Annotated in this window: 12 protein-coding genes and 1 riboswitch; of the genes, 5 read left to right on the forward strand and 7 right to left on the reverse strand. The window is 67.8% G+C overall.

Going from position 1 to position 13,445, the window contains the following annotated elements:
* Window positions 1–11 precede the first annotated feature (11 nt).
* From ACK8CO_RS16105 to ACK8CO_RS16125, 5 genes are all read right to left on the reverse strand, one after another.
* Window positions 12–1,223 (reverse strand): acetyl-CoA C-acetyltransferase, encoded by a 1,212-nt coding sequence (locus tag ACK8CO_RS16105; RefSeq protein WP_414897286.1) that lies wholly within the window; start codon window positions 1,221–1,223, stop codon window positions 12–14.
* A 20-nt stretch (window positions 1,224–1,243) separates the two neighbouring features.
* Window positions 1,244–1,879 carry a glutathione S-transferase family protein gene (locus ACK8CO_RS16110; RefSeq protein WP_080616916.1) on the reverse strand — a complete coding sequence of 212 codons (636 nt, stop codon included), beginning with the start codon at window positions 1,877–1,879 and terminating at the stop codon, window positions 1,244–1,246.
* A gap of 424 nt (window positions 1,880–2,303) precedes the next feature.
* Window positions 2,304–4,082: an acyl-CoA dehydrogenase C-terminal domain-containing protein gene (locus tag ACK8CO_RS16115; RefSeq protein WP_414897287.1), complete on the reverse strand. Its 1,779-nt coding sequence runs from the start codon at window positions 4,080–4,082 to the stop codon at window positions 2,304–2,306.
* A 36-nt stretch (window positions 4,083–4,118) separates the two neighbouring features.
* Entirely contained in the window at window positions 4,119–4,520 is a 402-nt protein-coding gene (locus tag ACK8CO_RS16120; RefSeq protein WP_080616914.1) for a MerR family transcriptional regulator, read from the reverse strand.
* A 133-nt stretch (window positions 4,521–4,653) separates the two neighbouring features.
* Entirely contained in the window at window positions 4,654–5,022 is a 369-nt protein-coding gene (locus tag ACK8CO_RS16125; protein WP_414897288.1) for a MerR family transcriptional regulator, read from the reverse strand.
* Window positions 5,023–5,386: 364 nt separating this feature from the next.
* On the opposite strand from ACK8CO_RS16125, the gene ACK8CO_RS16130 reads away from it, so the two are divergent.
* The 3 genes from ACK8CO_RS16130 to ACK8CO_RS16140 are packed head-to-tail and all read left to right on the forward strand — an operon-like array spanning window position 5,387 to window position 7,669.
* Complete coding sequence (locus ACK8CO_RS16130; protein WP_080616912.1) at window positions 5,387–5,815, forward strand: PaaI family thioesterase; 429 nt, start codon at window positions 5,387–5,389, stop codon at window positions 5,813–5,815.
* Window positions 5,812–6,312: a PaaI family thioesterase gene (locus ACK8CO_RS16135; RefSeq protein ID WP_414897289.1), complete on the forward strand. Its 501-nt coding sequence runs from the start codon at window positions 5,812–5,814 to the stop codon at window positions 6,310–6,312. Before ACK8CO_RS16130 ends, ACK8CO_RS16135 begins: the two co-directional genes overlap by 4 nt.
* Before the next feature lies 1 nt (window position 6,313).
* Window positions 6,314–7,669, forward strand: a complete 1,356-nt coding sequence (locus ACK8CO_RS16140) for an MATE family efflux transporter (protein ID WP_414897290.1) — start codon at window positions 6,314–6,316, stop codon at window positions 7,667–7,669.
* Between the two features lie 974 nt (window positions 7,670–8,643).
* Here the strand turns inward: ACK8CO_RS16140 and ACK8CO_RS16145 are convergent.
* Window positions 8,644–9,687, reverse strand: a complete 1,044-nt coding sequence (locus tag ACK8CO_RS16145; protein WP_080616909.1) for a succinylglutamate desuccinylase/aspartoacylase family protein — start codon at window positions 9,685–9,687, stop codon at window positions 8,644–8,646.
* 98 nt (window positions 9,688–9,785) lie between these two features.
* A riboswitch (cobalamin riboswitch) is annotated at window positions 9,786–9,983 on the forward strand.
* A gap of 154 nt (window positions 9,984–10,137) precedes the next feature.
* On the opposite strand from ACK8CO_RS16145, the gene ACK8CO_RS16150 reads away from it, so the two are divergent.
* Window positions 10,138–10,563, forward strand: a complete 426-nt coding sequence (locus ACK8CO_RS16150; protein ID WP_414897291.1) for a cysteine-rich small domain-containing protein — start codon at window positions 10,138–10,140, stop codon at window positions 10,561–10,563.
* Window positions 10,564–10,603: 40 nt separating this feature from the next.
* Here ACK8CO_RS16150 and ACK8CO_RS16155 read toward each other — a convergent pair whose 3' ends face one another.
* Window positions 10,604–11,464, reverse strand: coding sequence for a universal stress protein (locus ACK8CO_RS16155; RefSeq protein ID WP_414897292.1), 861 nt, complete (start codon window positions 11,462–11,464; stop codon window positions 10,604–10,606).
* Between the two features lie 240 nt (window positions 11,465–11,704).
* Here ACK8CO_RS16155 and ACK8CO_RS16160 point away from each other — a divergent pair, with 240 nt between their 5' ends.
* Window positions 11,705–13,429: a cation:proton antiporter gene (locus ACK8CO_RS16160; protein WP_155774178.1), complete on the forward strand. Its 1,725-nt coding sequence runs from the start codon at window positions 11,705–11,707 to the stop codon at window positions 13,427–13,429.
* Window positions 13,430–13,445: the final 16 nt, after the last annotated feature.

Consider the following 13,445-nt stretch of genomic DNA (forward strand, 5'->3'; position numbering starts at 1 on the left):
TCTCGCCTCCCTCAGACCCGTTCGATGATGGTTGCGGCGCCCATGCCGGAGGCCACGCAAAGCGTGGCAAGCCCGGTGCCCTTGCCGCTGCGCTCGAGCTCGTCCAGCAGCGTGCCGAGGATGATCGACCCCGTCGCGCCCAGCGGATGCCCCAGCGCGATGGCCCCGCCGCAGGGATTGACCACGGCCGGGTCGACATCGAAGGCCTGCATGAAGCGCAGCACCACGGCCGCGAAGGCCTCGTTCACCTCGAAGAGATCGATGTCGGAAATCTGCATGCCGGCATCCTTCAGGATCTTCTCGGTCGCGGGCACGGGGCCGGTCAGCATGATGGTCGGATCGGTGCCGATCTTGCAGGTCGCCCTGATGCGGGCCCGGGGCTTCAGCCCATGCGCCTTGCCGAATTCGGCATCGCCGATCAGGATGCCGGCCGCGCCGTCGACGATGCCCGACGAGTTGCCCGCATGGTGGACATGTTCGATCCGTTCAAGATGCGGGTATTTCATCAGCGCCAGCTGATCGAAGCCCGGCATCATCTCGCCCATCTCCCTGAACGAGGGTTTCAGCGCGCCCAGCGTCTGCATGTCGGTGCCCGGGCGCATGTATTCGTCGCGCCCGAGGATGGTCAGCCCGTTCACGTCCTTCACCGGCACGATCGAGCGGGCAAAGCGGTCCTCCTCCCAGGAGGTCGCCGCGCGCTTCTGGCTCTCGACCGCCAGCCCGTCGACATCGTCGCGCGAAAAGCCGTATTCGGTCGCGATGATGTCGGCCGAGATGCCTTGCGGCACGAAATAGGTCTTCATGGCAAGGCTGGGATCGACCGCGATTGCGGCGCCGTCGCTGCCCATGGCGACCCGGCCCATCATCTCGACCCCGCCCGCGATATAAGCCCGGCCCGCGCCGGCCTTCACCTGGTTGGCGGCGAGGTTCACGGCCTCGAGCCCGCTGGCGCAGAAGCGGTTGATCGAAAGCCCCGGGATCGATTCATCGAGCCCCGAGGCCAGCACCGCGCTGCGCGCAAGGCAGCCGCCCTGTTCGCCGACCTGGGTCGCATTGCCCCAGATCACGTCCTCGAGGGCGTGGCCCTCCAGCCCGTTGCGGTCCTTCAGTGCGTCGAGAACCACGGCCGACAGCCGGAGCGAGGTCACCTCGTGCAGGCTGCCATCCTTGCGGCCCTTGCCGCGCGGGGTCCGGACGGCGTCGTAGATGAAAGCGTCTGTCATATGTCCTCCTCGTCAAACTTTCAGGCCCGGTCGGCGGGCGAGCCGGGCATCATGTCATAGGGGTGCTTCCAGCCGGGCAGGGCCTCGATCCGGCCAAGCCAGGCGTCGATGGCGGGAAAGACCTTGCGATCGAAGCCGAAGGGTTCGGGGTAGAACAGATAGCCGCAGCAGGCGAAATCGGCGATGGTGGGGCCGTCGCCCACCAGCCAGCCGCGGTCCTCCAAGACCCGCTCGAGCGTCTGCAACGCGGCCTTCACCCGGCCCGACAGCCAGCGGATCGCCTCTTGCGGTCGTTTTTCTTCTGGCAGGAAGTTCATCATGAAGCGCAGGCTGCCGGCCTGGCCCGACATTTTGTGATTGTCCCAGAACATCCAGCGCAGCACCTCGCGCTTCTCGGCGGCATCGCGCCCGCCGAACCGGCCGCTTTGTTCGGCGGCCCAAAGCTGCATGGTGCCTGATTGCGAGAAGGTCTCGCCACCGGCGACCATGACCGGCACCTCGCCCATCGGGTTCAGGGCCAGAAAATCGGGGCGCCGCGCGGCGCCATTGAAGAAATCGACATAGACCGGCTCCCAGTCGAGCCCGCTGAGGGTCAGGGTCAGCGCCGCCTTGTAGGCATTGCCGCTTTCGCCGAAGCAATAGAGCTTGATCGTCATTCCAGGCCTTTCCTGTTTCTGCCGGTTTCGCGTCGTTTCGCCATGTCGACCGGTCGCTCCGTGCTGCCATGGGTATTTGTGCCAGGAAGAAGGCCCGGACTTCGGTCCCGGAAACCCCGCATTAACGTTACCGCGCGCAGGATCGGAGCGCGGTACAGGCTGGGGAGCCGATGACCGCCCAGGGAGAAGGCCCTCCGTTCCGCGCCTCCACCCCGGGATCGCCCGGGGGCGCCGTCGGGATGGAGGGCTGTCCCCACCTGTCTTCTTCCTGGCAAAAATACCCATGGCGCGACATTCGCCGTCCGGGAGGGTCGTCCGGGGCGGCGCAGGGCGCACCGACAGGGGCGCAAGCAGGGGCGCAGGCGTTTCGGCATGTCTTTCCGGTCCGATGAGGCGGAGGCGGGCGGCCCTGAGGCCGCACCGATCAGAAATTCGCCGCGTCGAGGGCCATGACCGGCTCTGCGCCGCTCCGGATACGCGCGAGGTGTAGGGACGTGGCGGGTAATTGCCGGGCCATGTAATAGCGCCCGGTCACGAGTTTCGCCTCGTGGAAGGCGGCATTGCCTTCCTTTGCCGCCAGCGCAGCCCGCGAGGCCACCGCCATTTTCGACCACATCAGCCCGAGGCAGACATGGCCGAAGAGATGCATGAAGTCGTAGCTTCCGGCGAGCGCGTTTGCCGGGGCCTTCATGCCTTCCGCCATGAAATAGGTCGCGGCCGCCTGCAGATCCTTCGAGGCGGATTTCAGCGGGTCGAGGAAGCCTTCCTTCAGCGCGGCATCGGCATCATGTTCCGCGATGAAGGCCTTGACCATATCGAAGAAGGCCATCACCGCCTTGCCGCCATTCAGCCCGAGCTTGCGGCCGACCAGATCGAGCGACTGCACCCCGTTGGTGCCTTCGTAGATCATGGCGATGCGGGCATCGCGCACGAATTGCTCGGCGCCCGCGGCGCGGGTGAAGCCGGTGCCGCCATAGGTCTGTTGCGCCAGTACCGTGGTCTCGAAGCCCTTGTCGGTCAGGAAGCCCTTGATGACCGGGGTCAGGAGCGAGATCATCGCCTCGGCCTCCGGATCCTGCATCCGGTGGGCGCGGTCGATCATCTGCGCGCCCCAGAAGGTCAGTGCCCGGGCGCCCTCGACGAAGCTTTTCTGATCCATCAGGTTGCGGCGCACATCCGGGTGGACGAGGATCGGGTCGGCCGGGCCGTCCGGATTGGCGGCATCGCCCAGCGCCCGGCCCTGAAGCCGTTCCTGCGCGAAGGCCAGCGCGTTCTGATAGGCGACCGCCCCTTGCGCATAGCCCTGAAGGCCCACGCCCAGCCGGGCCTCGTTCATCATCGTGAACATGGCGCGCATGCCCTTGTGTTCCTCGCCGACGAGGAAGCCGGTCGCCCCGTCGTAATTCATCACGCAGGTGGCATTGGCATGGATGCCCATCTTCTGTTCCAGCCCGCCGCAGGCCACGCCGTTGCGCCGGCCCGGCGCGCCGTTCTCGTCGGGCAGGAATTTCGGCACGATGAAGAGCGAGATGCCCTTGATGCCCTCGGGACCGCCGGGGATCCGCGCCAGCACCAGATGGACGATGTTCTCGGTCAGATCGTGCTCGCCCGCCGAGATCCAGATCTTGGTGCCGGTGATGGCGTAGCTGCCGTCCTCCTGCGGCTCGGCGCGGGTCCGGATCAGGCCGAGATCGGTGCCGCATTGCGGCTCGGTCAGGTTCATCGTGCCCGACCAGGTGCCCGCGACCATCCTGGGCACATAGGTGGCCTTCTGCTCGTCCGAGCCATGGGCGAGGATCGCCGACATCGCGCCGTGGCTCAGCCCCTGATACATGTTCAGCGCCATATTGGCCGAGACGAACATCTCGCCCACCGCCGAATTGATCAGATAGGGCATGTTCTGCCCGCCGACCTCTTCGGGCATGTCGAGCCCGATCCAGCCGCCCGCGCAGATCTGGTCATAGGCGGCCTTGAAGCCCTCGGGCGTGCGCACCACGCCGTTCTCCAGCTGGCAGCCCTCGGCGTCTCCACTCGCATTCAGCGGCGCCAGGACCTCGGCGGCAAGCTTCCCGGCCTCGCCCAGGATCGCCCCGGTGAAGTCGCGGTCGAGCTCGGCATAACCGGGAATGTCGGACGCGCCGATCTTCAGCACGTCATGCAGCAGATACTGCATATCCTCGGTCGGTGGGGTGTAGATCGGCATGCGCTCCTCCCTTGAACGTCATCCCAACCGCATCTGTCACTCGGCGGCGGGTTTCCTTTTTCCCAAATGCTCCAGCCTGGCCTCTCCCCAGGCAAGCTGGCGTCTCAGTTCCGAAATGGCATCGTCCAGTTCGATACGTTGCCGCTCCATCGCCGCCAGCCTTTCGCGGGCCAGCTCGCAGGTGCGGCGGAACTGGGTCTCCTGTCCGTCGTCAAGATCGTAAAGATCCAGCATCTGCCGGATTTCCTCGAGGCTGAAGCCGAAGCGCTTGCCGCGCAGAATCAGTTTTAGCCTCGCGCGGTCGCGCCGGCCGTAAAGCCGCCGCTGGCCCTCACGCAGGGGAGAGATCAACTCTTTGGACTCGTAGAACCGCAGGGTACGCGCGGTTACCTCGAAAGCATCGCACATCTGGCGAATGGTCATCAACTCGTCGGTCATTGGTCGTCCGGATACGTCACACAGACCTTTGTCCTGCGCGTTTTTGCGACAGGTTTCAAGGCTTGTTTACGTTTACGTAAACGTAACGCCGCGTCGCGAGTTGTCTAGGGGATGAACGGTCTCATCCTGCCGCTTATGCCCGGCCGGTGGCGGCGGCGTCTCTCAGGGTCTGCAGCTCTTCGATCGAGGCTTCGAGCTGGACAAGCTGATCGCGCAGCACCTTGAGCTGGCGGTCGGCCATCTCGACCAGCGCCACCATCTGCGCCTCGCTGCCCTGTTCGTCATAGATCAGCAGCCATTGCCGGATTTCCTCGAGGCTGAAGCCGAAACGGCGGGCCCGGAGGATCAGCGTCATGCGCGCCACTTCGCGCGGGCCGTAAAAACGCGACCGTCCGTTTTTTGTCGGGCTCAGAAGCTCGATATATTCGTAATAACGCAATGTGCGGGGCGTCACATCGAACCTGGCACACATCTCTTTGAAATTCAGACGATCATCCGACATTGCCTCAAATCTACCAGCTATTTCCGTGCTAATAGCTAAGGCATTTCTGGGGCGCGGATCAATTCGGTTATATGCCTCATCCGGCTTGTTTTTTTGCCTTTTGCTCCGGTGGATATCCTGCCGTAGCGTCAACATGTGCGCAGGGTTCCGAAAACCGGAACACCCGTTCCGCTCGGTCCGAGCCAGATCCCACCCGACCGGTTCTGGCCAGCCCCTGCCTATGCCGGCACAGAGCGCGGGCGCTCCGCATCCGGACAGGAGAGCGCCCGGTTCGCCACCGGGGCGGGCATCGCTGCGGGGCCATTGATTTTCGGCTTGCAGGGACCGGGGGCAGCCCCAATAACCGGAGCAGAGGGAGACCAGCATGAGCGATCTGAAAACCGATGTCGCGCGCCGCTTCATCGAGGCCATTCCGCATTCCCATGCGCTGTCGATGCAGGTCGACGCGCTGGGCGACGGCCGGGCCGAATTGTCGATGCCCTACGATTCGCGCCTGGTCGGAGATCCGCATGGCGGCGTGATTTCCGGCGGCGCGGTTTCGGCTCTGCTCGACACCTGCGGCGGCACCGCCGTGATCAGCCATCCCGAGGGGCCGGGCCAGACCGCGACGATCTCGCTCCGGATCGACTACATGCGCGCCGCGACCCCGGGCCAGCGACTGGTGGCGCGGGCCGAATGCTATCACGTGACCCGCTCGGTCGCCTTCGTGCGCGCAACCGCGACCGATGACGACCGCGACCATCCGGTGGCGACCGCGACCGGGACCTTCACCGCCGACGGGGGCGCCGCATGAGCCGCCGTCCCCCCGAACCCGTCCAGATCGTCAAGCAACGGCGCGATGCGGCGCTGGCGGCGCTGGTCGAGGGCCTGCCCTATGCGCGCTTCCTCGGGATCTCCTTCGACCGCCGCGGCGACGAGCTGACCGGGGTGATGGCGTTTCACGAGGCGCTGATCGGCAATCCGGCGCTGCCTGCGCTTCATGGCGGCGCGACGGCGGCCTTTCTCGAGCTGACGGCCATTGTCGGTCTGTCCTGGGCGATGATCTGGGACGATCTGGAAAGCGGCAGGCTGGAGGCCGCGACGCTGACCCCCGAGACCCTGCCGCGCCTGCCCAAGACCATCGATTTCACGGTCGATTACCTGCGTCCGGGCCTGCCGCGCGATGCCTATGCCCGGGCCCGTGTCAACCGCTCGGGACGGCGCTATGCCAGCGTCCATGTCGAGGCCTGGCAGGACAACCGCGCCCGGCTTTTCGCCCAGGCGACAGGCCATTTCCTGATGCCCACCTGACATGACCGAGGCCGTTGTCCGCCCTGACATGACGCCGCCGCCGCGGCTCGGTCATCGCCGGGTCCTGGCCATCGCGCTGCCGATCGTGCTGTCGAATGTCACCGTGCCGATCCTGGGCGCGGTCGATACCGGCGTCGTCGGCCAGATCGGCGAGGCCGCCCCCATCGGCGCGGTCGGGATCGGCGCGGTGGTGCTGGCCGCGCTGTACTGGATGTTCGGCTTTCTGCGGATGGGCACGACCGGGCTGACCGCACAGGCGCTGGGCGCGGGCGACCGGGCCGAGGTGGCGGCGATGCTGACCCGGGTCCTGATGATCGCGGCCGCGGCCGGGCTGGGCCTGATCGTGCTGCAGGGGCCGCTTTTCGCCGCGGCGCTGGGCCTTGCGCCCGCCAGTGCCGAGGTCGAGGGCCTGGCCAGCCAGTACATGGCGGTCCGGATCTGGTCGGCGCCTGCGACCATCGCGCTTTACGGGCTGACCGGCTGGCTGATCGGGCAGGAGCGGACCGGCTCGGTGCTGGCGATCCAGCTCTGGATGAACGGGCTCAATGTCGCGCTCGATCTGGGCTTCGTTCTGGTGCTGGGCTGGGGCGTGCCGGGGGTGGCCGCAGCCACGGTGATTGCGGAATGGTCGGGGCTGGCGCTTGGGGTCTGGCTGTGCCGTGCGGCGTTTCGCGATGCCGCCTGGCGCACCTGGGCGCGGGTCCTCGACCCGGTGCGGCTTCGGCATATCGCCGGGGTCAATACCGACATCCTGATCCGGTCGCTGCTGTTGCAGGGGATCATGCTGTCCTTCCTGTTTCTCGGCGCGGGGTTCGGCGACGTGCCGCTGGCGGCCAATCAGGTGCTGCTGCAATTCCTCGAGATCACCGCCTATGCGCTTGACGGTTTCGCCTTTGCCGCCGAGGCGCTGGTCGGTCAGGCGATGGGCGCGCGCTCGGTCGCGGCGCTCCGGCGCGGGGCGCTGCTGACCAGCGGCTGGGGGCTTCTGGCCGTCATCGGGCTGGCTGGGGCCTTTGCCCTTGGTGGCGGGGCCATCGTCGACCGGATGACGACCGCGCCCGAGGTGCGGGCCGAGGCGCGGGTGTTCCTGCCCTATATGGTGGCCGCCCCGGTCGCGGGGATTGCGGCCTGGATGCTCGACGGTATCTTCATCGGCGCCACCCGCACGGCCGACATGCGCAACATGATGGCCCTCTCGGCCGCGATCTACGCCCTCGCCGTGGCGCTCCTGGTGCCGGTCTTCGGCAATCACGGGCTCTGGCTTGCGCTTTTGGTGGCCTTCGTGGCGCGCGGCGTGACGCTCGGGCTGCGCTATCCCGCGCTCGAGGCGGCGGCGCGAGGCGGGCAGGTCGGCTAGGGATTTCGCCTTTTCCCCTTGCCATGTCCGGCGGTCTTGAAAGGGGGCAGGTCCGGCCTGCAGTCACCTGAGCCCGTCTAGGGCGGAGACGGGATGAAGGCAGCCCATGCCCCCTGCGCGGGCTTTCTCGCAACGCATATTTCCTGCCGGACCTGTGCGGCCCTCTGGAAGAAATTCCCGAGCCCGTGCCGCTTTGCATGAAGGCGGGGATCGCACCTTGGCGTGGCTGCGCGTGGGGGATTGGCCGGTCTCCGGGCCTTGGTGCCGGGATCGCGCGCGATCAGCTTGCGCAGATGTCCGGTGTCATGGGCGGCACCCGCGATCGCGTGGCCGCCCCTTGCAAGCCCATGATCAGCGCCGCGGTCTGCGGATGATCCCACGCAGTCTCCGGTCGCTGAAGCAAGGCGCCCCGGCCTTGCGACGGCATCGGCATTGGCCTGAGTTTTCGTCGTCGACCGCCGCGCGGGCGACCGATGCCTAAAGGCTGAGCTGCCCTTCTGGCCGGGTCCATCGCCCTGGACCTTGCAGATCGTGCTGTCGATCAGATCATGTCCGGCGTCGGGATCCTCGGATAAACGGCTGGAAAGACCGTCGCTGACCCCGGAGATCGCCTGTCTTCGGAACCGTGCCTGGTCCGCTCTCCCCTTGCCGAACTCCGCCGGACGATCCCGTCTGAGAGCTGCCCTGCGCGCCAGCCAAGATACGGCATCCTCGAACGACCGGTCGTCGATGCGGAGCGGCCGGGAAGGCCTTCCCGTGCCGGAAGCTGGCCCTGGATCTGCGCCCATTGCACCTCCGCCAAGGCGCGTCTGCCCGGGATCGTCTTGGGTTTCGGTTCTGGAACAGAGCTCGGCCGGCTCCGGGGTGACTCTGACGGCGTGCGTGGTCGTGGCGCTGCCATGACGAACTTGTCCCATACGGCTTCCTTCCAAGCTTGAGAAAGGATCACACCATCAAACCGTGGGATCAAACACCTAGAGGATCTCGTCCTCGTCGAAAAGCTGCCCGGCCGCGACCTCGCTGGCCCAGGCGTCGATCCGGTCCTCGGCGCGGTCGGCGGGGGCGATCGCGGCCAGATGAAAGACCGCATTGCCCTCGTTCACCACCGGCAGGATGGCGCGGCCGACGATGATGCCCGGCTCGGTAGCGCGGATCTCGGCCTCGATCTCGCCGAACGGGTCCGAGACCACCGCAAGCAGATCGCCCGCCGCGACCACGTCGCCTTCCGAGCGGTAGGTACGCAAAAGCCCGCCCTGTGGCGCGCGCAGCCAGTGCGACACCCGGCAGTCGAGCGGCGCGCGCCGCGCCTTCGGTACGCCCTTGGCGGGGATCATGCCGCGGTCGAACATCACCCGCAGCACGCCCGAAAGCCCGGCCCGGACCGCGACCTCGTCGAAGCGCAGCCCTTCGCCGCCCTCGTATAGCAGCATCTGGACGCCCATCCGCGCCGCGGTCTCGCGCAGCGAGCCCGGCCGTGCCCCGGAGCTCAGCACCACCGGGGCCGCGAAGACCCGGGCCAGCCGGGCCAGCTCGGGCGCGTCCGGAACCACGCGGATCTGGGGCAGGTTGGTGCGATGCACTGCCGCTGAATGCAGGTCGATGCCGATCTGGCAGCGCCCGACCACCTCCTCGACCAGAAGATGCGCCAGCCGCGCGGCCATCGAGCCGCCCGACGAGCCGGGAAAGCAGCGGTTCAGGTCGCGCCGGTCGGGCAGGTAGCGCGACAGGTTGAGAAAGCCGAAGGCATTGACGATGGGAATGGCGATCAGCGTGCCGCGCAGCGCGCCGAGCGCGGGCAGGCTCAGAAGCCGGCGCACGATCTCGACCCCGATCACCTCGTCGCCATGCACGCCCGCGGTCACGAACATCGCGGGGCCCGGGCGGCGACCATGAACGACATGGGCCGAGAGCGTGACCGGGGTGTGGTCGGACAGCACCGAGACCGGCAGATCCACGGTGCGGCGACTGCCGGGCGGAACGGTTTCCGAGCCGAGCGTGAAGCCCGCCCGCGCCGTCATCTGGTTTCTGTCGGAAAGAAGGTCATGGGCGCAAGGTAGCGCCTTGCCGGGGCCGCTCGCAAGAGCCCCGCGGATTGACAGCGGCCGGCCGGGACCCCATTGATGGGGGGCGTTCTGGTGCTCCCGCGAGGGAGTGAAAAGGGAAGCCGGTGCAAATCCGGCGCTGCCCCCGCAACTGTCAGCGGCGAGCCACCGCCCCGAACCGCCACCGGAACCGGCATCGCCCGGGCCGGGAAGGCGGGCGGACCGGCCGAGACCCGCAAGCCAGGAGACCTGCCAGCGCGCCGAACCGCCCCACGGGTGGCGTGTCCGGTCGTCCGGGCTGGGCGCCATTGCCGGGGCAAGCGGCCGCGATCTGCCTTCGCTTCGCGGGCGGGTGCGGCCTTCATCCCGCCGCTGACCGGCCCGGGGCGGGTCCGTCCGCGGCCGCCGACCGGAAGGAGTTGCGCCATGCAACCCAAGGACCTGACCGATAACGAGGCCTTCAAGGGCTTCACCAACAGCGCCTGTCCGTTCCTGCCCTGCCACAAGGGCGTGGCACGCGAGTTCAACTGCCTGTTCTGCTACTGTCCGCTGATCGCCTATGAATGCCCCGGACCCTATCAGACCTATACCGATGCCAACGGGCTGACCCGGAAGGACTGCTCGGCCTGCACGCTGCCGCATGACGGCTATCTGCAATCCTGGAACTTCATCCAGCGCTGGCTGGAATATCCGCAGCCCTGGTCGGGCCGGCCGCAGACCGACCCGCCGGTCCGCCGCCCGCGCCCGCCGCAGCCGACCGGCGCGGACGAGATCCACCGGCTTCGCCGCGAGGATGGCGCGGCAAAGGACGATTCGGCAAAAGACGACGGGGTAAAAGACGGCGGGGACTAAAGGCGCCGACCGCAGGCTGCGACACCGAAGGTGGGGCGCGTCAGGCCGGGGCGGGAGGGACCGCCAGCACATCGGCCGTGGCGCTGCGCAGCACCTGACGGGCGACGCTGCCCAGAACCATGGTTTCGAACGCGCCGCGGCTCTGGGTGCCGACAACGATCAGATCGGCCTCGGCCTCGGTCGCGGCGGCGAGGATCTCGGAGGCCGCGCTGCCGCTCCGGTGGCGCACCAGTTCGATCATCGGACCCTGCGGCAGCTCGCGCAGGAACTCGGTCAGGGCGCGGGCCGCCTCGGCCCCGGCCTCGCGCAGATGCGCCTCCCGGTCGTCCTCGCGGGTGGCGTGGATCCGCATCATCGCCGCTTCGGTCGCGTCGAAGACATGCAGCACCGAACTGCGCAGCCGATGGCCGAAGCCCAGCCCGTCCAGGCGCCGGAACGCGCCCTGCGAGCCTTCCGACAGGTCGGTCGCCAGCAGCGCATGGCGATAGGGGCCGACCGGCGGCGCATTGGCCATCAGCACCGGGCAGGCGGCGGCGCGGATCGTGCGCTCGGCCGTGGTGCCGATGAAGACATCGCGCAGGATCTGGCGCCGGTGCGGCCCGATCACCAGCAGGTCGGCCCCAAGCTGGCGCACGGCCTCGATCAGCCCGGCAAAGGGATCGGCCAGCACCACATGCGCCGCGCAGTCGAGCCCGTCATGCTCGCGCAGCGTCGCCGCCTGCTGTTGCAGAAGCCCGGCCGCGGCCTCGCGCTCGGCCTCGACGATCCTGACAGGCTGATCGTCATCGACCACATGCACCAGCCGCAGCGCGGCGCCGGTCTGGCGGGCCAGCAGCGTGGCGCGGCGCAGCGCGCGGTCGGACCGTTCCGAGAAATCGGTGCCCACCAGTATGGTTTTCATGCCTGCCTCCCTCCCTTCGGGCAGCCCCCCGCCGCCTGCTGCCGATAGCGCTGCGTCAAATCTGATCGGGGGCGTTCATCTTTCCGCAGAAGTACTTATGTGAGCCCAGATCATTTTGAAAGGCACGCCCCCGACGATGACCCTCTTGCCGCACCGGACCCCGCATCCCGACATGACCATTCCTGTCGCCTTCATCGCCACGGGCCCGGATCGGACCCTTCCGGAACGGAGGGTATCGTGATGGAGACGTTGCTGCATTCGCAGTTCGGCGAGATCGCGACGCTTCTGGTGCTGGCGGCGGCCATCGGGTTCGCGGGGCTGCTGCTGCGCCAGCCGCTGATCGTGAGCTTCATCGCCGTCGGGCTGGTCGCGGGGCCCTCGGCGCTCGACATCGTGCGTTCGTCGGACCAGATCGACCTTCTGTCGCAGCTCGGGATCGCGGTGCTGCTGTTCCTCGTGGGCATCAAGCTCGACGTCAAGCTGATCCGCTCGCTCGGGGCGGTGTCGCTTCTGACCGGGCTGGGGCAGGTGGCCTTCACCTCGGTCTTCGGCTACCTGATCGGGCTGGGGCTGGGGCTTGGCCATGTCACCAGCCTTTACGTCGCCGTGGCGCTGACCTTCTCCTCGACCATCATCATCGTCAAGCTGCTCTCGGACAAGCGCGAGATCGACGCGCTGCATGGCCAGATCGCGCTTGGCTTCCTGATCGTGCAGGATCTGGTGGTGGTGCTGGCGATGATCGTGCTGTCGGCCATCGGGATCGGGTCGGCCGAGGGCGGCGGGCATGGCGGCGGCAACGTGCTGTCGGTTCTGGGCTTCGGTCTGGCGATGGTGGGCGCCGTGGTCCTTTTCGTGCGCTATGTCGCCGATCCGCTCTCCGAGCGGCTGGCCCGCGCGCCCGAGCTGCTGGTGATCTTCGCCATCGCCCTGGCCGCGATCTTCGCCGCGGTCGCCGATTTCGTCGGGCTCGGCAAGGAGGTCGGCGGGCTGCTGGCGGGGGTGTCGCTGGCCTCGACCCCCTATCGCGAGACCATCGCCGCCCGGCTGGCGCCGCTGCGCGACTTCCTGCTGCTGTTCTTCTTCATCGCGCTGGGGGCCGCGCTCGATCTGTCGCTTCTGGGGGCGCATGTGCCCGGGGCGATCCTGTTCTCGCTGTTCGTGCTGATCGGCAACCCGCTGATCGTGCTCGCGATCATGGGGGCGATGGGCTATCGCAAGCGCACCGGCTTCCTGGCCGGGCTGACCGTGGCCCAGATCAGCGAGTTCTCCCTGATCTTCGTCGCCATGGGGGTCTCGCTCGGCCATGTCGCGCCCGACGCGCTGGGGCTTGTCACCATGGTCGGGCTCGTGACCATCGCGGCCTCGACCTACATGATCACCTATTCGCACCGGCTTTACGATCTCTGCGAACCGGTTCTGGGCCTCTTCGAGCGCCGCGGCACCCCGCGCGAACCGGAGACCGAGGCCACAAGCTGCAGGCGGCGGGCCGGGGTCCTGATCTTCGGGCTTGGCCGGTTCGGCACCGCCATCGGGCTGAGACTTCAGAAGCGCGGCATCGACGTCCTGGGCATCGACTTCAACCCGCAGGCGGTTCGCCGGGCCCGCGAACTTGGCATCGAGGCCTGCTATGGCGATGCCAGCGACCCGGAATTCGTGGCCGAACTGCCGCTGGCCGAGGCCGCCTGGGTGGTGTCGAGCGTGCCGATCCTGCCCAAGGGGCTGACCGAGGAAGACACCCGCCGCACCCTGATCCAGCTTGCGCGCGGCGCGGGCTTCCGGGGCCGCATCGCGGTGGCCTCGCATAGCGCGGCCGATACCCGCGATCTGATGGGGGCGGGCGCCGATCTGGTGCTCGAGCCGTTCCAGGACGCGGCCGACCGCGCCGTCGAGCTGCTGTCGGGTGCGCCCGAGACAGAGCGCACCGCGATCCCGGGGATCGACAGCGAGGCGCCGCAGCCCGCCTGACCCGCGGCCGCCCTTC

It is taken from the genome of Rhodovulum sp. HP10, assembly GCF_047553435.1.
GTDB lineage: Bacteria > Pseudomonadota > Alphaproteobacteria > Rhodobacterales > Rhodobacteraceae > Rhodovulum.